This window comes from Paenibacillus monticola (assembly GCF_009664975.1).
Lineage (GTDB): Bacteria > Bacillota > Bacilli > Paenibacillales > Paenibacillaceae > Paenibacillus_AQ > Paenibacillus_AQ monticola.
Map to the genome: position 1 here is coordinate 457,364 of NZ_WJXB01000001.1, position 23,122 is coordinate 480,485.

The following is a 23,122-nucleotide window of genomic DNA, read 5'->3' on the forward strand; positions in this document are numbered from 1 at the left end:
TGGTAAAACAATGAGAGGAGCTGAAATAATGGAAAATGATGGAATTTTATTCGGTGAAGTATCGGAAGTGCTTCTCAAACTACGTCCTTTCTTATTGCGTGACGGTGGAGATGCTGAACTGGTCGAGGTTGAGAACGGGATAGCCAAATTAAGATTTTTGGGAGCTTGCAACGGTTGCCCAAGTGCTACGATTACGTTAAAGGCTGCTATTGAGCGCGCAATTCTTGAGGAAATCGATGATATTAAAGAAGTTGTACAAGTATTCTAAATTCTTTTTAACAGAAACGAATTTAAAAACATTCTTAAGATAACGATCTATAGAATTAGCAAAGAGGCTGTTATACAAAAACCCGCATAGAAGGTGTTGGAAAGGAACTCTTCATGGGTTCCTTTTTCAATAAACATACCGTTCTTCATCATGAGGATGACATCCGCAGAATTTTATCGTGGAAAGCCGATGAGCAATAACAGGAATCAAAAAGTACGAATGATTTTAGGAGGAAAAAATGCCGAATCAAATAAAGAAAGAAAAAACAAGCAGCTACTGCATGACTGATAATTTTAGGTATTATTGTCATTGCAGCTAATTTACGTGCACCTTTAACCTCAGTCGGTTCTTTAGTTAGTCTTATACGGATGACATTCATATTTCAAATACTCTGGCAGGCTTGATTACGACGGTACCATTGCTTGTTTTTTGACTTATTATCGCCTCTTGTTCCTAAACTGGGGAGGAGTTTTGGAGTAGAACTCATCATTTTGATTGCCCTCATATTATTAATCGTTGGCCTTGTAATACGTTCTTTATCAGGGGCAGCAGATCTATATATTGGGACAGCAATACTTGGATTTGCAATTGCAGTTTGTGATGTATTATTACCAAGCATAATCAAACGTGATTTCCCAAATAAAGTAGGCACCATGACAGGTGTATATTCTATTTCAATGAACTTATGTGGAGCAATCACTTCAGGAATCAGTGTACCATTAGCAGTTGAAGCAGGATTTAAATGGCAAGGGGCGTTGGGGATTTGGGGGATCCTATGCTTTGTTTCCATCCTCTGTTGGTTACCGCAGTTAAGAAATCAAACGAAGCAAACAACCAATTCTGGTCAGCAAACGGCTAAGAGAGATGTGAATGTTTGGCGTTCATCGCTTGCTTGGCGTTTATGGGCATTCAATCCATGATATTCTATGTGCTGATCGCATGGTTACCTGAAATTTTAGATGAGCAGGGAATTGACTCAAGCCAATCAGGATGGTATCTCTTGATCATGCAACTATCTCTTCTTCCATTTACCTTTATTGTGCCCGTAGTTGCTGGCCGCATGTTTAGCCAACGATCGTTGAATTGATTCTTTTGTAGCCTTAGGTTTACTGGTAGCCTTAGGTTTAGTCGTTGTAGCAGGACTCGTAGTTGAAGAGGGTTTCTTAGTAGCTGCAGGTACGAAAGAAACTTTAAAAATGAATTAATTGCGTTTTTTTTCTTTTTCGATATTCGATGAGCACGCTTTAATAATTGTGGAGGATCAAAAGATCTGTGATCCATTTGGTAATTTCGTAGAGGTTTGATAGTCCAAATTCCAAAGGTAAATGTTATTTCTCCAAGTGATGAAGGGAATTATGGGGAGAGATTGGATGCTGTTTGAAATTACTAATGAGATGGAAAAGAAGATAAAGGAATGTGATTCATGCAAGGCGGTTGATGTAACAGGAGCAAAGTTCTCCTATATATTCACTCCCACTAGTCTTGGCTTGGTTATTTTTGTACAGTGCGATATCTGTAATAGACAATTGAATCTAACAGAAGCTTGGGATTAATAGTTATTTAAGAAGCCTTTTGAAATCGAATTTAATTCGATGTATAGAGTGCTTTTTTAAAATCAATTTTATTGGAGCATACACAAGTCGAAGTTTACTTGCCACTGAATTTTATCACAAGAGTTAGTCTCAATACTCGACCATGAGTTATTCAAACTCATCATAACGTTGATAAAAAGCGCATGTACATTTAAAAATGATGAAACTGCGCTGTAAGCTAAGTTAAAGACATGATTAGCAATGCTTGCAAAATGTATAACAAGGCACTAACTGTATGCAGTAATGAGCTAAATACGTCAGTATATTACTTAATTTCTACTCTTGAAGTGCTGCTTAAAATGGAAGAGATAATAGACTATAAAGATGTAAAGGGCGATATGAATAAGTTTTTTTGAGTTTGCAAGGCTTATTCAAGCGATGAAAAAGATATGATAGGAACTACATGAAGTATCTTTACGGAACTGTCAGGTCAGGACACTTTCATTCTGGCGAGTTTAGATTTCTTGAAAACACCGTCCTATTGAATCAATCACTGAGCAATGATTTTGTCGATGCCCGAAACGATTACTTAACAGCAAAAATGCTGCTTATAAGAGAAGTCTTTGTCAATTGGATTGAGAGAAATATAATATCGCTTGCTTAATAGCAAGGTGATGAAATCAGGGGATATGAAATAAGAACAACGGATAGTAGCGTAAAGGCTTTTTATATGAAAGAGGTACTGAGAAAATCAGTACCTCTTTACCTATCTCCGAGAGGGTATATTCTTCTTCATTATCAATATCCAAAAATTCTTCCATATAGGCAAATTGAAGCATAGTCGACAGACTCTCTTGTCAACCCTATTATATTGTAAGATCAGTAGTACTTAAAACCACTACTAGACTCCGATTGAGGAGGCAAAGAATATTACAGAGTAGTTACTACCAGGGGGTTGAGGGAATAGCTCTATTTTAAATTTGGGTTCAATTTGTTGAATTTATTCGCAGTTTCTCGGCTTAGTGATTTTGAAACATGAGTATAAAGATCTGCGGTGACTTGTTGTTTTGAATGCCCTAAGCGCTCTTGAATAGCTTTCATAGATACATCATCCTCCAATAAAATTGTCGCACAACTGTGTCTTAGGTCATGAAAACGAATGTACTTAAATCCATGCTATTCTACGAAGTTTTTCCACCATTTACTTGGTTGTGTGTGATAAATAGCTTTTCCAAACCCGGCATGAAAAACGTAATTCTTATCCCCACCGAGCCACTTATCTCCTAATGCGGCACGTTCTTTTTCACAATTTCCCTTGTGGATTGCGAGATTTCTTGCTTCTTTTTAATGTCCAGTCGATCCCGTAAATGCGCCTGCATATTTGGGATAGAGCAGCCTTATGCAATCAGGGCAGATATCATGTGTGAATTGCATGGAGAGATGTTGCTGCAAGAAATGCTCAATCGTGTCCCACTCCTCTTTAGCGTTGCGAATGGATTTACAGGAAGCGCAGATAGGGATGAGCTTGTGTGAATGCTTACGTGAAGCGCTGGGGGGTCTGAATGCTGTCAGAGTTCGTTGTTCTTTAACAGCTCCAGCATCGAATAGGGAAATGACAAGGAGTTCTCTTGCTGAGGGAACACCTGAGATGAGAGGGAAGATTTCAGACCGGAATCTTCTGAGCCCCTTATTAGTAGGCATGGAGAATTCTGAGCTAAATACCAGTCGTTCTCCTTGAAGGATAGACTGCAAGGACTGGCGTAGTACTGCGATAGGAGTGGGCTCTGTAATTAGCTCTTGCAAGAGCTCAAAGCAATTAACTCCAACCCACTCCTTCAGCGGAGAAAGACCGTATTCCTTCCGGTATGCTCTCCACCTATTGTTGGTGTATAGAATGATTCCGGAACTGTTGATAAGCAGGACGTTTTGTGACAGAGTATCAAAATAATTGGTGATAGAAGTGGATAAGCTTTCTGGCAAAGGTTATCGCTCCTTGTGATCAATCAGGATGGAATGCTAAGATGGGGGAAGGCCCAAAAGCTCTGCGATCTGGCGTCGATAACGCTCGGCTCTGCGAGTTCCGTGAATCACATTGGACAAGCGATAAGTGGGGATTCCATGTAACTGGCAGAAATCCTTTTGATCCAGATGTAACTCTGTCAGGCGTTGTTTGATTACCCAGCCGTACGGGGTTATAGGGTATTTGTCGTTCAACAGTTTCACCTCTTATCGACATTCCAGGCATATGATATAATGGAATAAGACCTAATATTAGTTAATTATATACTTTTTTAAGTCATATTTCAACAATAAATGGCTTAAATAAGATTTTTTTATTATGGTGAAAGGCGGTTTATGAATGCAATCCATATACGAGCGTATAGAGTACTTGATTAAACAAAAAGGGTTAACCAAGAAGTCATTTTGTGAGCAGTTAAATATTAGTACAGGTAACATGGGAGATTGGAAACGAGGAAAGTCTACTCCGGGTACACATAAGTTGATTGAGATTAGTGCCTTTTTCAATGCTAGCCTTGACTGGATTATTCTCGGTAAGAATACGACGGAAATTTTGCGTGAAGGCAGGGAGGATTATTTTTTTGAACACATAGGGCAATTGAATTGCCAAAATGCAGAACTACTTCCCAAGGAGAAGGAATTCATTAAGGAGTACCTAGCTTTTACCGAATACCGTAAGCGTAAACCAACTGATGAGAATTCCTGAATATGCGTCTTTACATTTAAGATGAAGGGATTTATAATGATAAATGTTGGCCTCAAACAAAGTATCAAGTTATACTCACCGCGCGGTAGTGGTGGAATGGCAGACACGCTATCTTGAGGGGGTAGTGGGTGTATACCCGTGGAGGTTCGAGTCCTCTCTACCGCATATTTTAAAGGAGGCCTTGCGCTGCAAGGCTTTTTTTGTTTTTTATTTTTTACAGCAAATGGTGTGACAAGCTCCCTGGATCAAATGATGTTATAATCACAATAAAAAGAGACCGGAGGTAAGCTAATGTTAATAAGCATTATCTTAGTTAGCATTGTTGCAGCTATACATATCTACATTCTATATTTGGAGATGTTTACATGGACTACACCCAAAGGGATGAAGGCTTTTGGGACTACTGCACAGGTAGCCAAAGATTCGAAGTCGCTTGCTTTTAACCAAGGGTTGTACAATGGATTTCTAGCAGCGGGATTAATCTGGGGTTTGTTGTATCCTGAAGCTGTTGCCGGAAGACACATTCAATTATTTTTCCTTGTTTGTGTACTGATTGCTGGTATTGTGGGCAGTCTGACTGCCAAGAAATCGATCATTTACGTGCAGGCATTACCTGCTTTAGTTGCGATAATTGCTGTCCTCTTTCAATGGTAAGTTTTGTAGTCGTGTAAAAGTGTTCGCCACAAAAAAAGGATACTCTCTCGTACAGTATAGTAACTGTACGGGCGGGGTATCCTTTTTTTAAAAAATTTACTTATTCAGTAGTTTGGCGATATCGGCTTCGATCTGATCGGGTGTTGTTTTGGGAGCAAAACGTTTCAGAACGTGACCTTCCTGATCAACCAAGAATTTAGTGAAGTTCCATTTGACACTCTTCGAACCCAGGATTCCAGGGGCTTCTGTAGATAAATATTGGAACAGGGGATGTGCCTCATCGCCCTTCACATCAATCTTCTCATACATAGGAAAGGTTACGCCGTAATTAATTTCGCAGAATTCCGCAATATCTTCACTTTCGCCCGGCTCCTGACCAGCAAATTGGTTGCTCGGAAAGCCAAGAACTTCGAACCCGCGGTCTTTGAATTTTTCGTACACTTCTTGGAGACCCTTGTATTGAGGGGTGAATCCACATTTACTGGCGGTGTTCACAACGAGCAATACTTTGCCTTTGTACTTGGACAACGATTCTTCTTCGCCACGCAGAGTGTTGGCTTCAAAATCATAAATACTCATGGATTATGCCTCCGATCAATAATTTATCACAATTTAATTGTACGCCACTTAATGTGTGGAGTCAATTATTAACATTGTGGCATTTTTCAAATGTAATCGTTTCAAAATCTCCCTATTGTTTAAGGTTATGGGGAGTGCTTACAAAAATACTGTTCAATGAAGGAGAGAATTATTTATGAAAGCCTTGTATACAGCAGTAGCAACCGTTCACGGTGGACGCGAAGGTTCAGTGGAATCTTCAGATGGCGCTTTGAAGCATGATCTAAAAATGCCTAAAGAACTGGGTGGTCCCGGTGGTTTGGGTACTAATCCAGAGCAGTTGTTCGCTGCAGGATATGGAGCTTGTTATGAAAGTGCCTTGGCGAATATCGCCCGCAAAGAGGGTGTAAAGCTGCAGGATGTAGAAGTGACTGCAAATGTGTCCATTGGTAAGGATGATAGTGATGGAGGTTTTATGCTATCTGTAAGATTGGACGTGAAGTTGCCTGGTATTGAACGAGCACAAGCTGAGGATCTGGCGAAAAAGGCGCATGATTTCTGCCCCTATTCTAAAGCCACAAGAGGTAATATTGAGGTTGAATTAAACATCGTGGAATAGTGTGATCGTTACAGGATGAATAGTATACTGCTCGATGAGATCAGGCAATAATTGTCTGGTCTTTTCAGGCGGGTATAGATGAACATTCTTGGCAATAATGACTAAAATAGAGACAACGACAGCAAGAAGAGTAATAATAAGACAACAACAGAGTGTACATTGGTTGACATCATCCCTAAAATTCTTTAATATGTCTAAGTATCTGTATATGTCGCGTGTGCTATAAACAAACAAAAAAATTTAAATAATGGGTGATGAAGATGTCCTACAAACCGAGTATTACGAATGTGACTAAAGCCAGCAGCAATGATAAGGAAGGATTGTTCGAATTCATTATCAAGCTTGCTGATGGAACGGAGTGCCGCGTGTTTTATAATCGGTTTCCGGAATGGAAAATGACGAACATCAGCCGCCTGCTAAAAACACCATGTCCTATTTGCCGCAAGGATTTCATCTGCAAATGTATGGAAGCATTCACTCCTGATCTCGAAGGACAAATGATTGGGAACCAATGGATTGAGAAGGCAATTGCCGAATAAATAAATGGACGGAACATGTTGGCGCGGGAGTTTATCCCGCGTTTTTTCTTTATTTTTTGAGAGGGATATTTGCTAGAGAAGGGGGCGAGTGGTTTGAATGAGGAACAGATCGAGGGTAAATCAATCGTATTGATAGACGGCGTATGCCATCTTTGCCAGGGGTTAGTTCGCTTCATCATTCCACGTGATCCCAAAGGCCAATTTATGTTTGCACCTTTACAAAGCGAGATATCTCAAAGGTTACTGGATGCTGGGGGGCTGAAGTCAGGCCAATTGAGCACAGTGGTGCTGCTAGAAAAAGGCGTGTATTACACGGAGTCCGCTGCAGTGCTACGGATAGCCCGCAGGCTGCGTTTTCCGTATCCTGCTGCTTATGTGTTCATCCTTGTACCTCGCCCGCTGCGCAACGCACTCTACAGGCTTGTAGCGAGGAACCGTTACCGCTGGTTCGGACGTGATGAGCAGTGTTTGCTTCCAACACCGGAGAACCGGCGAAGATTTCTATAACTTCTAGTGGAGGAACTTATGAACAAAAGAAAACGGAACGGATTTATGCGCTTTGATTGGTCCTATCATTTTGTAACCTTGCCACTCGCACTTATTCTATTGGTTTGGTCCGGGATTCATCTCTATTTCGTACTGCAGGATGGTGGAGAATTAACGGTATCGACGCTGCTGTTCATCTCCTCCTTATGCCTAGTCTTCGCTGCTGGTCGTATTCGGATGTATGCTACTAAGAGTCAGGACCGTATAGTGAGAATAGAGGAGCAATTCCGCTATTATCGACTGACTGGGGGTACGCTTAGCACTGAGCTTAGTCTTGCCCAGATTATTGCATTGCGCTATGCGGGTGATGATGAGTTTCCTGCGTTGAGTCAGCGAGCGGTGGAGGAACAGTTGAAACCGGAAGACATCCTCTCTGCTGTGCAGAACTGGCGGGAAGATTCGATGCGAGTGTGATATGCGAAAAAACTTATTGCTGCCTCATTATATATATGCTACTATAGCTGTAAATTAAAGGAACAGTAACGGAAGCACCGTTCAATAACCGTTTGTCGCGGTTATTGGCGGTGCTTTTTTGCTGTTCTTTTTTGAGGGGAGGAGGGTGATTTCATGGCGGCAAGGATCGTGCTCGCTGTGCGCGAGAGTCAATATATCGAACCGGTGCTGCAGTACGTGCATCATAGTGAATATGGGGATATGCTGCGTATTTCGGCATTTAGTAAGATGGCTGCCTTTGTGGAATTTATGAAAGGAGATGAGATTCCGGATGCAGTTGTAGGAGATGCATCTTTTATCGAAGCCTGGCTCGTAGAAGGAAGAACTACAGTACCATGGGCGGTATTAAGTGAGGATGTGGGCTACTCCGGTAAGAGTATTGGAGGACTGGCAGGGGGTGTAATGATCGCCAAGTATCAGGCACTGCCCTCACTGCTAGAATCCATGCTCCAGTTATGTGAAATCAGCCGTGTTAGGACTGCTTCCTCTGTGAAGGAAGAGACTTTGGTGTTGGGGGTTGTCTCCTGTAGTGGAAGCAACGGCAAAACAACAATAGCTCTGAATCTGGCCAAACAACTTGGCGGGATAGGGTTGTCTGTATTTTATCTAAATCTTGAAAGTGTGGACAGCAGTGGTTTATTCCTCCGACCGCCCACTGGAAATGCTCCAGGATTGGAAAGACTGCTCTATGAGATTCAGGCCTCCCGTGGGAAGGAAGCAGACGAAGTTGATTTAGGACGTTATGTCCTCAGGCATGAAGCTCTGCTTAGTGATGCCTTTAGGCCGGTAGGCAATGTTAAGGAAATGCTACAGATGACCAAGAGGGATACGCTCGATTTGTTGGAGCGGCTGGCAGCAGGGGGCTATGATGTTGTAATTGTTGATACTGGGAGTCTTGAAGAGGAGCGAGCCGAGGCTGTGTTGCAACGGTGCGGCATGCTGCTCTGGGTGCTGAAGCATGATGATATTAGCTTGCATAAGACAGTAAGGTGGTTATCACATTGCACAGCCCCCCATAGTGGTATGCCAGCAAATCTACTGGATAAGAGCAGATTCGTAGTGAATCTGGCTACGAATTCTATGGAGGGCAGGTTGCCGCCCGAAGGAATAACCTTTGACTGTATTTTACCCTTTATTCCGTCTTGGGCGCTGCAGCATCGGGAGGAACTCTGTCTGAACTCTCCACAATTCCAGCGAGAGATTCTCGAGTTCTGCAAGGCGTTTATCGAGCCCGCTCTTCCATTGGTATTTACCGGGAAAGGCCAATATGAATGATGAGATGTTCGGACTATTACGCAGTGATATTCGGGCAGGGCTTGATGTTACTTCGGCTGTAGGGAATAAAGAACTCACCGCTTACATTGAACGAACGATACTGGAACGGGAGAGTCTTGGTTATTTAACAGCACCGGAGAAGCATGAGCTTGTGAAGAGATTATTCGATTCTTTTCGGGGACTTGATGTGCTGCAGCCGCTGATAGATAATCCGGCGATTACAGAGATTATGATCAACAGCTATAAAGAAATCTTCATTGAAGAGGACGGCCAAATCCGCCGCCTGCCGCTGGCGTTCGAATCCAGCGGTAGGTTGGAGGATATTATCCAGACGGTGGTATCTGAGGTGAACAGAGTAGTGAATGACTCCTCACCTATTGTGGATGCCCGGCTAAAGGATGGTTCCCGGGTCAATATCGTGCTGCCACCGGTGGCATTAAAGGGTCCGGCGATGACGATCCGCAAATTCCCGGAGACGCCGATGACGATGAGTGAGCTGATCAAGCGGGAAGCCATAAGCCCGGAAGCTGCGGAGCTGCTGCAGACGCTTGTTACTGCCAAATATAATATTTTTATAAGCGGAGGTACCGGCTCAGGCAAAACAACGTTCCTGAACGCGCTGTCCCAGTTCATTCCAGCGCATGAGCGAGTCATCACGGTGGAAGACTCCGCCGAGTTGCAAATTGTGACCGTGCCAAATCTCGTCTCCCTGGAGACGAGAAATGCTAATACGGAAGGTAAAGGGGAGATTACGATCCGTGACCTGATACGTTCTTCGTTGCGGATGAGACCCAATCGGATTGTGGTTGGCGAGGTGCGTGGGGCGGAATGCCTGGATATGCTGCAGGCGATGAACACCGGACACGATGGTTCACTCTCAACTGGCCATAGTAATAGTGCCCGCGATATGGTCAGTCGTCTGGAGACGATGGTGCTGAGTGCTGCAGATCTGCCGGTAGTGGTTGTCCGCCAGCAAATTGCTTCGGCTATTGATATTTTCGTACATTTGTCCAGACTGCGGGACCGCTCCCGTCGAGTGATGGGAATTAGTGAAGTGATTGGTCTGAAGGATGGAGAGGTGGTACTGAATTCTTTATATGAATTTCAGGAAATGGGCGAACTGGCGGGACGGATACAAGGTAGTCTGAACCCAAGTGGCAATCTATTGTGCCATACGGACAAGCTGAAGATGGCTGGCATTACTCTCCTGTCTGCTGTTATTAGCCAAGCTGAATTCAAGAAGGGGGAGGTGATGATCTGATTATTTTTGGGAAAAAGCTCGTAATGTTCAAGGTTAGGTCTTCTGCAACGAAGCCTGCTGCAGTTCAGTCTGCCAGTTGGGCAGCCCAATTGCCTGACTACAAAGTGTATGTACTAACCTTTTCACAAAAAATCTTGGCGATTAGTGGAGGCAGTCTGCTTCTTTTTGGCATCGGATATCTGTTTTATCATCAATGGCTGCTGTCTTTATTGCTTGTCCCAGGCGGTGCCTATGCACCACGGTTATTGCGTGATTACCTTCTGAGACGGCGCCGTTCTGTACTCAATCTACAGTTTAAGCAGACGTTATTCTCACTTTCCTCGTCTTTATCGGCTGGACGTTCGGTAGAGAATGCCTTTCGGGAAGCTGTGTTGGATCTGCGTATGCTGGATCAGGAGGGCGGCGGTGATATGATCTCCGAGTTGAACATTATTTGTGCAAGGATGGAATATGGTCAGCCCGTAGAAGAAGCACTGCATGACTTCAGTGAACGCGCGGGAATGGAAGACATTGAACGTTTCGCAGATGTGTTCTCCGTCTGTAAGCGTACGGGTGGTGATCTCGTCGAAGTTGTGCGTCGGACATCAACGATCATTGGTGAGAAGCTGGATATAGAGCAGGATATCGCAGTAAGTATCGCCCAGAAGAAGTTTGAGGCTAAAGCGCTGCTAATCTCACCACTGGTCATGGTAATGTTCATGAGCTTGACGGCAGGTGACTATATGGAGCCTATGTACACAGGTGCGGGTATTGCAATATCTACACTGGCCCTAGCGGCATTGTTTCTTTGCTATCTCTGGACTTCCAAGATTATGGACATTCCGCTGTGAAGGATGGTGAGATCATGCGATGGATATGCGGTGTGCTTATTCTGGTTTTATCAGCAGGTTGGGTAATCTTGCTTTTGAAATGTGGAAGCCGATATGCAGGGCTACGGAGGATTCCAATGGATGGACTGCGTTTACGCAGGCTGGGAGAACCGATACTATTGCTCATTGAAAGAATGGGGCTGGGAAGCAGATTTCCATCGTTATTCTTCAAAATCCAACGTTCCCTGCAGCGAAATTACGGCATGCGTTATAGTGCTGAGCGAACCTTACTGTTTATGGGTGAGATGCTTTGCTATAGCTGGCTGTTGCTGCTGGGTGGCAGCCTGATCACCTTGATTAATGAGGAACGCACAGGAATATTATTGGGTTCAGTACTGGCGATAGCTCTACCGATTGCCCTGGCCAGTGACCTGCATAAAAAGGTCAGGCTGAGAGAACAGCATATTATGATGGAGCTGCCTGAGCTTCTCAACAGCATCGTATTGTTAGTGGGTGCCGGGGAGACGGTGCAGCGGGCTATTCTCCGCTGTGTTGAAAGCCGTAAGGGAGATATCAGTCATCCGCTGTATAAGGAGCTTATGACGATGACGGGTGAATGGGAGAGCGGCTATTCGTTTCAGCAGGCCTTTGAGAACTTCAGTAAGCGCTGTGCTGTGCAGGAAGTATCGCTGTTCACGACAACAGTCTTGCTTAATTATCGCCGGGGAGGCGGGGATTTTGTATTGTCGCTGCGTGATCTGTCGCGGATGCTCTGGGAGAAAAGGAAGGCACTTAGCCGGACACGCGGGGAGCAGGCGTCATCGAAGTTGGTCTTTCCGATGGTTGTTATCTTTTTAATTGTTATTGTGCTGGTGGGAACGCCTGCAATCATGATGTTAAATATGTAGGAGGATGAGCAAATGATGACGAGTATTGTAGGAAGTATGAAGGGTTTTTGGAAGGACGAGGAAGGGTTGGGCACGTTGGAGATGATTCTGATCATCGCTGTGCTGATTGCGGTGGTACTTCTGTTTAAAGAAAAAATTCAAGAGGTAGTTGAAGCTCTAATCGATACAGCTGGTGAAAAGAGCCAAAAAGTATTTGAATGAGTACGCTTAAGGATGACCGTGGCAGCTTCACGATCGAAGCCTCTCTGTTGCTGCCCATTATCATGTTTATTACGATGCTGCTCCTGTTCTTCTGCTTGTATAGTTATCAGCAATCAATGCTAATGCAGGTAGCCTCAGCTACTACTGAACGTGCAGCGTACGATTGGGACAACAGCCATAAAGAGGTGGAGGGCACTTTTGCTGCGGGTCAATATGATTCACTATATTGGCGAATAGGGGAAGATGGGCTGCTCTCTTCATTATTTGGCGGGAATACAGATAGCGGGGGACAAAAGCTCGAACTTCCTGCAGAGACTCACGGAACAAGCGTGTTGCCTTTACTCAAGCTTGAGCATGCCTCTGGTATGGTTCCTGATAATATGCCGGGAGAGATGAATTACACATACAGCCTAACTGGCCGTACAGTAAGCGCGGAACTGAAACGTATGCTGGATTTACCCTTGTTGGATGATGTGTTGGCAGATGAAGCTAAACCAGTGGTAAAGGCACAATCGGTTGTTACAGAGCCTGTAGAATTTATTCGTACAATCGATCTGATGCGGTATTATGGTGCCAAGTTCAAAGGGGGTTCACAGAGCGGTGGGTCTTCAACTGCAATGGAAAAGAAGGATGCCTCTGCAATAATGACCAAGCTTCATGGCAAATGATTTTTTGGAGGCTGAGATGAAGAGAACAGTTGCCCGTTCTTATAGTAATGGAAAGCGCTGGAATAGGCTGTGGAATCACAAAGTTGAGGGTTCTGTCTCGATATTCTTAATCATGGTGCTGGCTTTTGTGTTTCTGTTTGCCACAGTATTGATTGATTATGCGCGAATTGCCGCTATGAACGTACAGGGCGAACGGCTGGCAAGAGCGGGTAGCCGGTCAGTAATGTCAGCGTATGATAAAGAATTACAGGAGAAATATGGACTGTTCGCCTTTGGCGGTAGTGACGCTAATCTGCTATTGTCGCGAGTGTTAAATGATAATCTGCATAAAAGTGGCCGGGAAGATGGCTTCAATCTTTTGACGCTTGGGCTGGAATCCTCTTCCCTGAACTTTAGTCGTTCGCTTGGAAGTTATGATATTTTTCGCCGGCAGATTAATGAAGAGATGAAGTACAAAGCCCCGGTTGATTTCGCCTTGGAGCTGGCCGGGAAATTCAAGCCGCTATCGGCAGCAATGGGGGAGGCTTCGCAAGCAACGAAGGTGCTCAGCAAGCTGCAGCCACTCTATGATGCACGTGAAGAAGCGCTGGATCTTATGCTGGAGCGGCGCAGGCAAGCAGCAGAAAGTGGAGAATTCCTGCTTCAGTTGATCATGAATCCTCCTCAGGATAGCATTGTCCCGAGCGCTTTGGGCAATGTCACCTCTGCCGCTGACATAGCTGCGCAATACAATGATTATGTTGGAAAGTACTACGCAGACTTGAATCGTGACGTTAAAAAGATGCCTAAGTATACCAACCAGCTAGCTCTCTACTTAAGACAGACGGCGGAGGTTAGCTCACGGATACCAAATCTTCTACTTACATTCCGTACAGATCACGAACGATTAATAGAGGAAGCACAGAACGCGCTGAAGAGAGCTCAGGAACTGAATGAGGAGATGGAAGCAGTGCTTGAGCAGTCTCGAAGCAACAGTGTGGGTAGCGGACAGGGTCAGGCCGCGGACTTGGATATTCCGGGAAGCTCCGATAGCATGAGTACGGATATATTAATGAAACTGCGTGAGCAGGAGGATTCGCTGATTATCTCCCCTGCTGATTTTGGAAGTATGGAGAATAATCTGTCTGCCCAGGAACAGGCATATCTAGCTATAGTTCCAGTAGTTAACGGACTGCCTAACGTACTATCCCAAGCATTAGGAATTAACGGTGACAATTCTCAAATGATTGCTGCCGTTCTGGAAGTTTCCCGTATCATCCATACATATCTGCAGAACTACGGTGTGCATGGTATCATTCTTGCCAGCGAGACTGCTCAGATTGAGGAGCATCGCAGCTCGGATAAACAGCGTAAGCAAACAGAGCGAGAAGCCAAGTCCAAGCTGGGCGATGCAATGAAAATGCTGGACAACATCAAAGGACTGAAAGATCAGGCAGGTGAATCCTTAGCACGCTATGAAACGCTGAATCAATACTACGAGGACAGTGTCTCTTTTAATGAGGGACTAGGATCGGAATCCTCTCAAGCAGCACAGGGAACTACAGATCCCTATGCTGCTGGCAGTTCTGCCATGTCAAGCATGGACGGAATATATGCTGCAATGGGCAGTATCATGGAAGGGGCCAGGGACAGGCTTTTTCAGACAGAGTATTCGGCACTGTATTTTCAGCATTTTGATGTTACCAAGCTGGCTGCTTTAACCTTGGATACCGAAGGAACAGCGGCTCAGCAGCTAGTTGATCAGCTTGACCCGCAAGCACAAGAACTGGAATATATCCTGTACGGATTTCATAATCCGGTTGGCAATGTGGCGGCAGCTTATGGAGAAATATTCGGGATGCGGTTGGCCATTCGTACGATGGAAGGTTTTATTGAGAAGGCAGCACTTGGCAATCCACTGGCAATCCTAGCCGCAGCCTTACTATACGGTATTGAGCAGGCGGTTCAGGACATGCTGCTGCTCTGTGAAAAGGATGCTGTGCCATTATCCAAATATATGCCTGCACAGCTCAGCTACCGTGATCATCTGCGTCTGTTTATGCTGCTGCATGGTAGCGATGAGGCTCAACTCTCCCGGATGCTTGCTTTAATCCGTTTAAAAACAGGAATAAATCCAGCCGAAAAAAACACCTATGTCGCTGCGGATATTAAACTCGGAATGAAGCTTTGGTTCTTACCCGGTGTAATTAAACTGCTGAACTATAGTGGAGGGAGTTCCGGTGATGTGCAAGGTAAAGTCTATTACAGAGCTGTTAAGGCTGATTTCTCTTATTAACGGAAGGTTGTGAGGAAAATGCGGCAGCTCTGGCATCGGAGAAGGAGGGGGACGAGCGACGAGGGCAGCATGGTCGTGGAAGCGGCGATGGTGCTTCCTATATTTCTGCTGTTTGTTCTGTTTCTAATTTCTATTGTGCAGATGACCTTGTACTCAACCGCCTTACAGAGTACCGCCTCCGATACCGTCAAGGTCATCTCAACACATATGTATCCGGCAGCTTTGGCGGCACAGAAATGGGGGACGGAAAGCGGAGAAGGTGAAGAATCAGAGACAGCAGATACTGGTGGGTCGGCTGCCGACTCAGATTCATCTAACACCTGGAGTATTCCTCGCCTGTCACTGACCGATTGGGTCGGAGAATACGCTGCGGCGCTGCCGAAGCCTATGGATGAATGGGTCATGGCTGCTCTACAGAAGGGGGAGGGGCCCCTGCAGGAACTTCAGGCTGAAGCCTCACAGAGTGTACTGGATCTTGCGGTAAAGCCATTAATGAAGCCTTATTTATCCTCTGATTTATTAGATTACGACCGAATCCATGTATCCAATATTATTGTTCCAGATCTCAAGGCGGGAACGAATCCCTATTTCGGACTTGAGGTCAGCTATGAGCTGCCGATGAAGGTGCCATTTCTGAATCGGCGTATCGTACTGGAAGCTAGCGCGGTTGAGCGTTTATGGATTGGCGATACGGGAGAAACCGCAAAGGATAGTGGTGAGGATCCTGAGAATGCCGAGGAAGGCATTGTGGTCTTGGAACAGCCAAATCCAGGGGTGGCGGGCCAGAAGGGAAAGATCCGGGCCAAAATCCCAAGTGGTGCATCTGCGAACCTTTCGGTTTTTTATAAAACTGGGATAAGCACTGCCAAATATTTAGGCTGGAAACAAGCGGATAAAGACGGATATATCGAGTGGGAATGGACGATCGGTTCCAATACCACTCCAGGCTCATGGCCGTTTGTGATCCAATTGGAGGATGGCAGATCCATTGAAGTGAAATTTACGGTTGTAGGCAGGGGAAGTGGGTAGTGAAATGAAGTGGTGGGAAAAGGAGCATAATCAATGACGGAGTGGGCATTTTGGGGCTGTCTGCCCTTTCTGGCGGCGGCGTTTGTTACAGACATCCTCTCCATGAGAATCCCGAACCGGATCACTGTGTCTACGATGATCGCGGGTCTGCTTGTGCAGGGGATTATGAATGGCTGGCAGGGTCTGTTGTTTGCTGGTGGTGGGGCAGCCGCGGGTTTCATACTGCTCCTAATCATGTACATGATAGGGGCGGTTGGAGCTGGGGATGTTAAGCTTTTTGCGGGAATCGGAGCTTGGACGGGAATATTATTTACGTTACAAGTCCTCATGTATTCCGTATTCTTCGGAGCATTGATCGGTTGGATCATTGTTCTGAGGAGAAAGGAAACAGGAAGCCGTTTACGTAAAATCTTCAGTAGAGTTACAGGGTTCATGCTGCTACAGAGTCCGGGCATATTGAAAGGGAATAGAAGTGAGATGTTAAGGTTTCCCTTTATGCTGGCCGTAATCCCCGGTTCGGTATGTGCATATCTCTATTTTTAACTTTGGGAGGTGATGCTTGTTGTTTGGATTGACTCGTGATTTTATGCAGCAGGATGGTATTTATATGACACTCGGAGAGCAGCCTGGATTGCGTGCAGACAAGCTTAACATGGTGCAGGCCCGGATGCTGATGAACTCCAGTATTCCGCATCATCTGCGGCTGCTGCTTAAGGAGATAGACCTGAATATTACTTTGGAATATGCGGTGTCCCGAAAAAAAATGCTCAGTCATCTGCTCAAAGGTGAAAGGCTCAGCATGACCACATTCTTAGGATTGCTACTACAAATAGCCCGAGGAATGGAGGACGGCAGGTTGTATATGCTGCGGGCAGAACAGTATGCGCTACATGAGGATTATATCTTTATTGATGGATCATTGCAGAACGGTAAGGTGTACCTCACATACATTCCTTTAGAGAATGCTGAATCTGCTGTACGTCCGGGTGAGGGCTTTAAGTCACTGATTATGGTGCTGATGATGTCCATAACAGAGCTTACGGGTAACGGAGTGCAAAGAATATTGCAATATTGTGGTGAGGATGGTTTTACCCCTGCGGGATTCCGAGAGCTTTTGGCGGAACTGATGACGGAAGGAGATTCTGTTCTTCCTCTTACCGACCCAACTATAATTGTGGAGCAACCAGTAGCAGGGAAATTACCCCATGAGCAAGTGAGTGAGCTTCCAACGCGAGAAGCAGCTGCTCCAGTGAGGAAAAATACAGTTCAAGATGAGCGAGGTTCAGCTTCATTGAGGCATAATCCAACACCATGGATGAGCGGTTATCCGAGTCTTGGATTGAAAGAAGAGCAGAGGCCGGTTAGCAGCATGGGCGATGAAGTTGACTTTAAACAACAATCCTCAAGCTCTAGAACCTATATTGTTCTGGCTTGTCTTTTGGGAGACGCGCTGCTCTGGAAGTTCCTTTACCTGAACAGTCCGAAGCTGCTATGGCTGGTGGTTTGTGAAGTGGTGACCTTAACCCTGGCGGTCCTGAGCTGGCTGGTTTGGAGTGGAAGAATCAGGCTGGGAATTTCTGAAGATGAGGAAGATATGGAGGAAGAGGCAGCGGATATAGGAAGCAACATGATCCGAAAGGAGCTGGTACGGGATTTGAGTAGAAATCCTGTGACTTCTGTTCATCCAGCGGCCCCCATGAGGGACGTACGGGAAGCGCTCAAGCCATCGAACATCGTAGAATCCCCGCAGATTAGTAGTTTTGGAGGTAGCCAGAAGGATACTAATTCTTATGGAGTCAAGGCACCAATACCGATCGCGGCAACGGCTTTACTGCCACGGGAGCAAGTGCCGGATAAGGAGCAAGAGATTGAAAGAATGAAACGTAATATTCCATACCTCGAAAGGTGTGACGCCGAGAGTGGAGGGAATGCGGAGAAAATCGAGCTGAATCGCCCCAGCTTTATTATTGGCCGATCAGCCGAGGTAGCTCAGTATGTAGAAGTATCAGAAGGAGCGTCAAGAGTGCACGCTGAAATATCCAGAAGCCCAGAGGGATACATCATAAAGGATCTGGACTCTAGAAATGGAACCTTTTTTCAGGGTGAGGCCATGATCCCTTACAAGGAATACCCACTGACCGAAGGAGCTGCATTCATGATTGTTAAGGGGAAATATACATTCCGGACAGCCTAGGGACTGAGTTAAAAATCAGGTGTTTATGTAATGGCCAATGTTATTGGGATTTCAGTTGCTGTAGTGCAGGCTTAAGTGTTGGATAGGCAAAGGTGAATCCGTGTTCCAAGGCTTTGGCGGGAATGACATGTTGGCCTTCCAGCAATATTTCGGATAATTCACCCACTGCTGCTTTTAGCAAAAAGGCTGGAAGAGGAAACCAATGAGGGCGACGATACACCTTGCCAATTGTTCTGCCGAATTCTTCGTTTGTCACAGGAAGTGGAGCGGTAGCATTAACAGGTCCAGAAATACCGGAATTATGAATACAGAAATCAATCAGGGTTACAATATCCGCCAAGTGAATCCAGGACATCCACTGCTTTCCGCTGCCGATTTTTCCACCGAAGCCTAAGAGGTAGGGGAGTTTTATTTTGGGGAAAGCTCCGCTTTCATTCCCAAGTACTACTCCGGTGCGCAGTTTGATCAGGCGAATATCCTGATAGGCGTCGTCAGCGGCCGCTTCCCAAGTCTGAACAACCTCAGACGGGAAATCCATAACATGGACCTGAGAGGTTTCGTCAAAGGTATCTTTCAGCGAGGTGCCGTAGATGGCTACGGCAGAGGATTGGATCACAACCGAAGGCTTATTCTGCAAGGATTTCAATAGCTTGGCTGCTGCGGTAACGGTTTCAAGACGGGATTGCATAATTGCCTTCTTCCCGCTTGGACTCCAACGTTGACTAAGGGAAGATCCAGCAAGATTAATCAGAGCATCAGTGCCTTCTGCTGGTGTGGGGTTAGCAGCAAGGCTGTCCCAAGTATGATAACTGAGCTTAGGCTGGGACGTTTGGACTTCAGGCTGTTTCCGTCCGACGATCATAACCTCATGTCCTGCCTGCAGCCAGTATTTGGTAAGCTCTTTGCCAATAAAGCCGGTGCCGCCGCATATTATATATTTCACGATTGCCGCCTCCGCTCTTTTTATTTAATCATATGTCGGTAAGGGGAGTAATCAATTCCGTTCTTCTCCAGAAAATGAATGAGAAAGCGATTATCTCGCCGTGGTGTGGCGACAATGTAGCCTTTGATGCAGTGATCACGGGTTACCTCCGAAGCATCAGCTTCGATGGCGATTTTACCAATTTCGGCCGCAATGGAATGTTTGGCGATGTCGCGGAAGGGTGAAGGTACAGGCTGAACAAGCAGGTCCAGAAAAGCCTTTGCCTCGTCTCCCCACAGCGGACGGCTGCGTTCTACCCAGTAGTTCTGCCAGTCAAGCTTGGATTTCCCGTCAGCTTTAGGCAGCACTTTCAAAAATTTGCGGAACATAAAAAAACCGCCGATACACATGGTGCCTAGCAGCAAAAATGTCCAGAATGCGATGGTGTTCATAAACCAATTGCTGGGTGCTGCGGATAACAAGCTTAGTCCTAATTGTGTTGCCATGGGCATACCACCTTTGGGCAATGATTATTATCACAAATTCATCTTTCATCTAAAGTATAGCGTATTTCCATAGTTTTGCGTAGCATAAGCGGGCATATCAGCCTTGCCTAGATTTATTTTCCCGATCACGGTAGAATAAGTGTTAATTCGTGAAGGAAAGAGGTAAGAGCATGCTAAAAATAGGTTCTCACGTGTCCTGCGCGGACAAGGGTCTCTTGAGCGCGGCCAATGAAGCAAATGAGTATGGTTCCAGCTCGTTTATGATATATACGGGTGCGCCGCAGAATACACGCCGCAAACCGATTGATTCAATGTACCCTATTGAAGGGAAGCTGGCGATGCAGGCTAATGGTGTAGAGGAGATTGTTGTCCATGCACCATACATTATCAATCTCGGCTCCTATAAGGAAAGCATTTACCAACTGGCTGTTGATTTCCTGCAAGAAGAAATCCGTCGTACACATGCACTTGGGGTTAAGCATATTGTGTTGCATCCCGGCGCATTTACGGACAAGGATGCTCAATTCGGCATTCAGCGGATTGCCGACGGACTAAATGAGGTTCTTGGTGGCACGGATGAGACGGAAGTTCATATTGCACTTGAAACTATGGCTGGCAAAGGTACAGAGATTGGCCGTAGCTTTGAGGAGATTGCCTCCATCATTGACAAGGTTGAATTTAACCAGCGGCTTTCGGTATGTCTGGACACCTGTCACATTCATGATGCGGGATATGATATCGCTAATGACCTGGATGGTGTGCTGCAGCAGTTTGACCAGACTATCGGTCTAGACCGCCTGGGTGTCATTCACCTGAATGACAGCAAGAATCCACGCGGAGCACAGAAGGACCGCCATACTCCGATTGGCTCAGGCTGGATTGGCTTCGAGACGATCAATAAGGTCGTTCATCATGAAGCGCTGGCAGGCTTGCCGTTCATTCTGGAGACCCCCTGGATTGGCAAGGATGCCAAAAAATTGAGTCCCATGTATGAGGTGGAAATCGCGCTCTTGCGTGGCGATGTAGCTGAACGGTTTGGACCAGAATTTATGCAGGAGGTTGAAATGCTGCATGCCTTCTTCGCCAAGCAGGAGCTTGATTCTCGTCAATATGTACTGGATGTCTGGGAGCTGTTGAAGAACGATGCCAAGGCTAAGAAGGCAGATCCGCGCGAGCCGCTTGAGCGGCTATATGATAATGTTGCTAATGCTGGATTGTTTCCGCAGCTATCTGAGCAAGCTATTAATCACCGTCTGATCGCTTGGCTCGCGGGGAAACAATTGCTCGTTAACGCCTAAGCTAAACTTATAGATTGCGCAAGTAGATGAGAGGATGGCCAGAGAATTATGGAGTTACATGTAAAGAGAGATCATTCGTCAGGTGAAGAAAAATATCCGAACCGGGCTCGCATGCTCATTTCCTGTCCCGACGGCCCAGGGATCGTGGCGGCTGTATCACACTTTCTGTACCAGCACGGCGCTAATATTGTTCAATCAGATCAATATACGATGGACCCGGATGGCGGCATGTTCTTTATGCGAGTGGAATTTGATCTGCCTAAACTGGACGAGCGTCTGGAAGAGGTGCGATCCATATTCGGCGGAGTGGCGGAGCGCTTCAAGATGAGTTGGCAAATCTTCAATGTGAGTCAGAAGAAGAGGCTGGCGATCTTCGTCTCCAAAGAAGATCACTGTCTCGTCGAGCTGCTCTGGCAGTGGCAAGCTGGCGATCTGGATGCCGAAATTGCGCTCGTGGTAAGCAATCACGTGGATATGAAGGCTTATGTCGAATCCTTCGGCATTCCTTTTCATCATATCCCGGTTAGTGCCACTACTAAGGATGAAGCCGAGAAACGTCAGTTGGAGGTTATCAGAGACGATATCGATGTCATTATTCTGGCTCGCTATATGCAGATTATTTCTCCATCGTTCATTGAACATTACCGGCACCGGATCATCAATATTCATCATTCCTTCTTGCCTGCCTTTGTGGGCGGTAAGCCGTATGCCCAAGCTTATCAGCGTGGAGTGAAGATTATCGGTGCGACAGCTCACTATGTGACTGAAGAGCTTGACGGGGGTCCCATTATCGAGCAAGACGTGCAACGAGTGAGTCACAGCGATGATGTAACCGAACTGAAGCGTATCGGGCGAACCATTGAGCGGGTTGTTCTGGCCCGTGCTGTCAAATGGCATATTGAAGACCGCATTTTGGTTCATCATAACAAGACAGTAGTTTTTAATTAAATCTATAATTTCCAGTGGAAGACAATGTGGATTAGCGGCTTGTTTTTCACTGGAATCCTTCTATAGTTGGAATGCCAATCCCACAGCAAATCATCCTCAGCATGTGACCTCAAACGGATAATCTATTACTCTTCATAACCCCTCAGGTAAAAAAGCATTTTACCAGCATTTTGGATACTTAGGCCAAAGTGCATTTTGTCATGTGCAAAAAACGTATTTTGAAGGAGGCAGAGGGTTTGTCTGTACTATTAAAACGCAATTACTTGTTCGCAGCACTTATCTTAATTACCGGATTCGGCGGGCTTCTGGGCTATGACCTTTATTTCAAACCTTATGTGTTATCTCAAACTGTGGTCAAGATCAAGGTAGCGGACGGTCAGTTCTTACCCAAGAACTATGAGCTGAAGCCCGGTGATCTGTATCTGGATTCTGTCCAGACCAAGGACATCCCTTCGGGAGTCATCACGGAGATCCAGCAGGTAGAGCATAAGATTACGAACGTTAATCTGACCGACGGCAGTATTTTGACAGCCTCATTAGTGGATATCAGTAATCTGGAGCCGCTGCAGGATGAAGGGATATTTCCGATTCCGAAGGAAGCTATTTATGCCATAAACGGTTCGCTGCGCAGCCGGGATAAGGTGGATATTTATCTGGTGGAGGGTGAGCGCCCAAGCTCAACTGTGAAAGATCAAGCGAATCTGCCCAGTGCGCCCTCTCAGCAAGTGTTTTTGACCGGTGTAACCGTTAATTATGTGCGCACGGAAGATAATAATGATGTGCTCGATTCGGAGCAGGGGAATGATAACAATCGCTTTACTTCCACCGGAAAGGTGGCTTCACCCGAATTGAAGCTCAAGAAAAGTGACGGCCAGCTGTTAGGGCAATATTTGGAGCAGGGCAAGAAGCTGTGGATCGTAAGGGTCGAGTAGGA

Annotated in this window: 26 protein-coding genes, 1 tRNA gene and 1 pseudogene; 22 read left to right on the top strand and 6 right to left on the bottom strand. The window is 45.7% G+C overall.

Annotated elements, in window-relative coordinates:
* Positions 1–28: 28 nt before the first annotated feature.
* Positions 29–268 carry a NifU family protein gene (locus GJB61_RS02030; RefSeq protein ID WP_154116614.1) on the top strand — a complete coding sequence of 80 codons (240 nt, stop codon included), beginning with the start codon at positions 29–31 and terminating at the stop codon, positions 266–268.
* A 284-nt stretch (positions 269–552) separates the two neighbouring features.
* Positions 553–1,349, top strand: a pseudogene (locus GJB61_RS02035) (MFS transporter); the annotation flags it as partial.
* 1,420 nt (positions 1,350–2,769) lie between these two features.
* Here the strand turns inward: GJB61_RS02035 and GJB61_RS02040 are convergent.
* The 3 genes from GJB61_RS02040 to GJB61_RS02050 form a co-directional block, all read right to left on the bottom strand.
* A complete protein-coding gene (locus tag GJB61_RS02040) occupies positions 2,770–2,961 on the bottom strand; it encodes a tyrosine-type recombinase/integrase (RefSeq protein ID WP_338115667.1) in 192 nt (63 codons plus the stop codon).
* 183 nt (positions 2,962–3,144) lie between these two features.
* Positions 3,145–3,780, bottom strand: coding sequence for a PAS domain-containing protein (locus tag GJB61_RS02045; protein ID WP_154116618.1), 636 nt, complete (start codon positions 3,778–3,780; stop codon positions 3,145–3,147).
* Positions 3,781–3,816: 36 nt separating this feature from the next.
* Entirely contained in the window at positions 3,817–4,014 is a 198-nt protein-coding gene (locus tag GJB61_RS02050) for an XRE family transcriptional regulator (protein WP_154116620.1), read from the bottom strand.
* A 145-nt stretch (positions 4,015–4,159) separates the two neighbouring features.
* Here GJB61_RS02050 and GJB61_RS02055 point away from each other — a divergent pair, with 145 nt between their 5' ends.
* From GJB61_RS02055 to GJB61_RS02065, 3 genes are all read left to right on the top strand, one after another.
* Positions 4,160–4,525: a helix-turn-helix domain-containing protein gene (locus tag GJB61_RS02055; RefSeq protein ID WP_154116622.1), complete on the top strand. Its 366-nt coding sequence runs from the start codon at positions 4,160–4,162 to the stop codon at positions 4,523–4,525.
* A gap of 82 nt (positions 4,526–4,607) precedes the next feature.
* Positions 4,608–4,690, top strand: a tRNA-Leu gene (locus GJB61_RS02060).
* 126 nt (positions 4,691–4,816) lie between these two features.
* A complete protein-coding gene (locus GJB61_RS02065; RefSeq protein ID WP_154116624.1) occupies positions 4,817–5,179 on the top strand; it encodes a DUF1304 domain-containing protein in 363 nt (120 codons plus the stop codon).
* A gap of 96 nt (positions 5,180–5,275) precedes the next feature.
* Here GJB61_RS02065 and GJB61_RS02070 read toward each other — a convergent pair whose 3' ends face one another.
* A complete protein-coding gene (locus GJB61_RS02070) occupies positions 5,276–5,758 on the bottom strand; it encodes a glutathione peroxidase (RefSeq protein WP_154116626.1) in 483 nt (160 codons plus the stop codon).
* 175 nt (positions 5,759–5,933) lie between these two features.
* Between GJB61_RS02070 and GJB61_RS02075 the strand changes: the two genes are divergently transcribed.
* The 14 genes from GJB61_RS02075 to GJB61_RS02140 all read left to right on the top strand — a co-directional run bounded on the left by GJB61_RS02075 (position 5,934) and on the right by GJB61_RS02140 (position 18,514).
* Complete coding sequence (locus GJB61_RS02075) at positions 5,934–6,356, top strand: organic hydroperoxide resistance protein (protein ID WP_154116628.1); 423 nt, start codon at positions 5,934–5,936, stop codon at positions 6,354–6,356.
* A gap of 260 nt (positions 6,357–6,616) precedes the next feature.
* Positions 6,617–6,895, top strand: a complete 279-nt coding sequence (locus GJB61_RS02080) for a hypothetical protein (protein ID WP_154116630.1) — start codon at positions 6,617–6,619, stop codon at positions 6,893–6,895.
* Positions 6,896–6,988: 93 nt separating this feature from the next.
* The gene (locus GJB61_RS02085; RefSeq protein ID WP_154116632.1) at positions 6,989–7,402 is read left to right on the top strand and encodes a thiol-disulfide oxidoreductase DCC family protein; all 414 of its coding nucleotides are present in this window, start codon (positions 6,989–6,991) and stop codon (positions 7,400–7,402) included.
* An 18-nt stretch (positions 7,403–7,420) separates the two neighbouring features.
* Positions 7,421–7,855: a DUF6526 family protein gene (locus GJB61_RS02090; RefSeq protein ID WP_154116634.1), complete on the top strand. Its 435-nt coding sequence runs from the start codon at positions 7,421–7,423 to the stop codon at positions 7,853–7,855.
* A 153-nt stretch (positions 7,856–8,008) separates the two neighbouring features.
* Positions 8,009–9,169, top strand: coding sequence for a CpaE/TadZ family protein (locus tag GJB61_RS02095; protein WP_154116636.1), 1,161 nt, complete (start codon positions 8,009–8,011; stop codon positions 9,167–9,169).
* Positions 9,162–10,430, top strand: a complete 1,269-nt coding sequence (locus tag GJB61_RS02100) for a TadA family conjugal transfer-associated ATPase (RefSeq protein ID WP_154116638.1) — start codon at positions 9,162–9,164, stop codon at positions 10,428–10,430. Before GJB61_RS02095 ends, GJB61_RS02100 begins: the two co-directional genes overlap by 8 nt.
* Before the next feature lie 23 nt (positions 10,431–10,453).
* Positions 10,454–11,260, top strand: coding sequence for a type II secretion system F family protein (locus tag GJB61_RS02105; RefSeq protein ID WP_154116640.1), 807 nt, complete (start codon positions 10,454–10,456; stop codon positions 11,258–11,260).
* An 11-nt stretch (positions 11,261–11,271) separates the two neighbouring features.
* Positions 11,272–12,147: a type II secretion system F family protein gene (locus tag GJB61_RS02110; protein WP_338115668.1), complete on the top strand. Its 876-nt coding sequence runs from the start codon at positions 11,272–11,274 to the stop codon at positions 12,145–12,147.
* A gap of 12 nt (positions 12,148–12,159) precedes the next feature.
* Positions 12,160–12,348, top strand: a complete 189-nt coding sequence (locus tag GJB61_RS02115; RefSeq protein ID WP_154116644.1) for a Flp1 family type IVb pilin — start codon at positions 12,160–12,162, stop codon at positions 12,346–12,348.
* Entirely contained in the window at positions 12,345–13,016 is a 672-nt protein-coding gene (locus tag GJB61_RS02120) for a TadE family protein (RefSeq protein WP_154116646.1), read from the top strand. Before GJB61_RS02115 ends, GJB61_RS02120 begins: the two co-directional genes overlap by 4 nt.
* Entirely contained in the window at positions 13,006–15,291 is a 2,286-nt protein-coding gene (locus GJB61_RS02125; protein WP_195724196.1) for a hypothetical protein, read from the top strand. Before GJB61_RS02120 ends, GJB61_RS02125 begins: the two co-directional genes overlap by 11 nt.
* A gap of 18 nt (positions 15,292–15,309) precedes the next feature.
* Entirely contained in the window at positions 15,310–16,320 is a 1,011-nt protein-coding gene (locus GJB61_RS02130; protein ID WP_229521413.1) for a TadE/TadG family type IV pilus assembly protein, read from the top strand.
* A 33-nt stretch (positions 16,321–16,353) separates the two neighbouring features.
* Entirely contained in the window at positions 16,354–16,863 is a 510-nt protein-coding gene (locus GJB61_RS02135; RefSeq protein ID WP_154116650.1) for an A24 family peptidase, read from the top strand.
* A gap of 19 nt (positions 16,864–16,882) precedes the next feature.
* Positions 16,883–18,514 carry a DUF6382 domain-containing protein gene (locus GJB61_RS02140; RefSeq protein WP_229521414.1) on the top strand — a complete coding sequence of 544 codons (1,632 nt, stop codon included), beginning with the start codon at positions 16,883–16,885 and terminating at the stop codon, positions 18,512–18,514.
* A 40-nt stretch (positions 18,515–18,554) separates the two neighbouring features.
* Here the strand turns inward: GJB61_RS02140 and GJB61_RS02145 are convergent, their stop codons facing one another.
* Both GJB61_RS02145 and GJB61_RS02150 read right to left on the bottom strand, forming a co-directional pair.
* Positions 18,555–19,457 carry a TIGR01777 family oxidoreductase gene (locus GJB61_RS02145; RefSeq protein ID WP_338115642.1) on the bottom strand — a complete coding sequence of 301 codons (903 nt, stop codon included), beginning with the start codon at positions 19,455–19,457 and terminating at the stop codon, positions 18,555–18,557.
* 20 nt (positions 19,458–19,477) lie between these two features.
* The gene (locus GJB61_RS02150; protein WP_195724197.1) at positions 19,478–19,942 is read right to left on the bottom strand and encodes a DUF2621 domain-containing protein; all 465 of its coding nucleotides are present in this window, start codon (positions 19,940–19,942) and stop codon (positions 19,478–19,480) included.
* A gap of 170 nt (positions 19,943–20,112) precedes the next feature.
* Between GJB61_RS02150 and GJB61_RS02155 the strand changes: the two genes are divergently transcribed.
* From GJB61_RS02155 to GJB61_RS02165, 3 genes are all read left to right on the top strand, one after another.
* Positions 20,113–21,240: a deoxyribonuclease IV gene (locus GJB61_RS02155; RefSeq protein ID WP_154116654.1), complete on the top strand. Its 1,128-nt coding sequence runs from the start codon at positions 20,113–20,115 to the stop codon at positions 21,238–21,240.
* A gap of 48 nt (positions 21,241–21,288) precedes the next feature.
* Positions 21,289–22,188 (top strand): formyltetrahydrofolate deformylase, encoded by a 900-nt coding sequence (gene purU, locus GJB61_RS02160; protein WP_154116656.1) that lies wholly within the window; start codon positions 21,289–21,291, stop codon positions 22,186–22,188.
* A 236-nt stretch (positions 22,189–22,424) separates the two neighbouring features.
* Positions 22,425–23,120 carry an SAF domain-containing protein gene (locus GJB61_RS02165; protein WP_154116658.1) on the top strand — a complete coding sequence of 232 codons (696 nt, stop codon included), beginning with the start codon at positions 22,425–22,427 and terminating at the stop codon, positions 23,118–23,120.
* Positions 23,121–23,122: the final 2 nt, after the last annotated feature.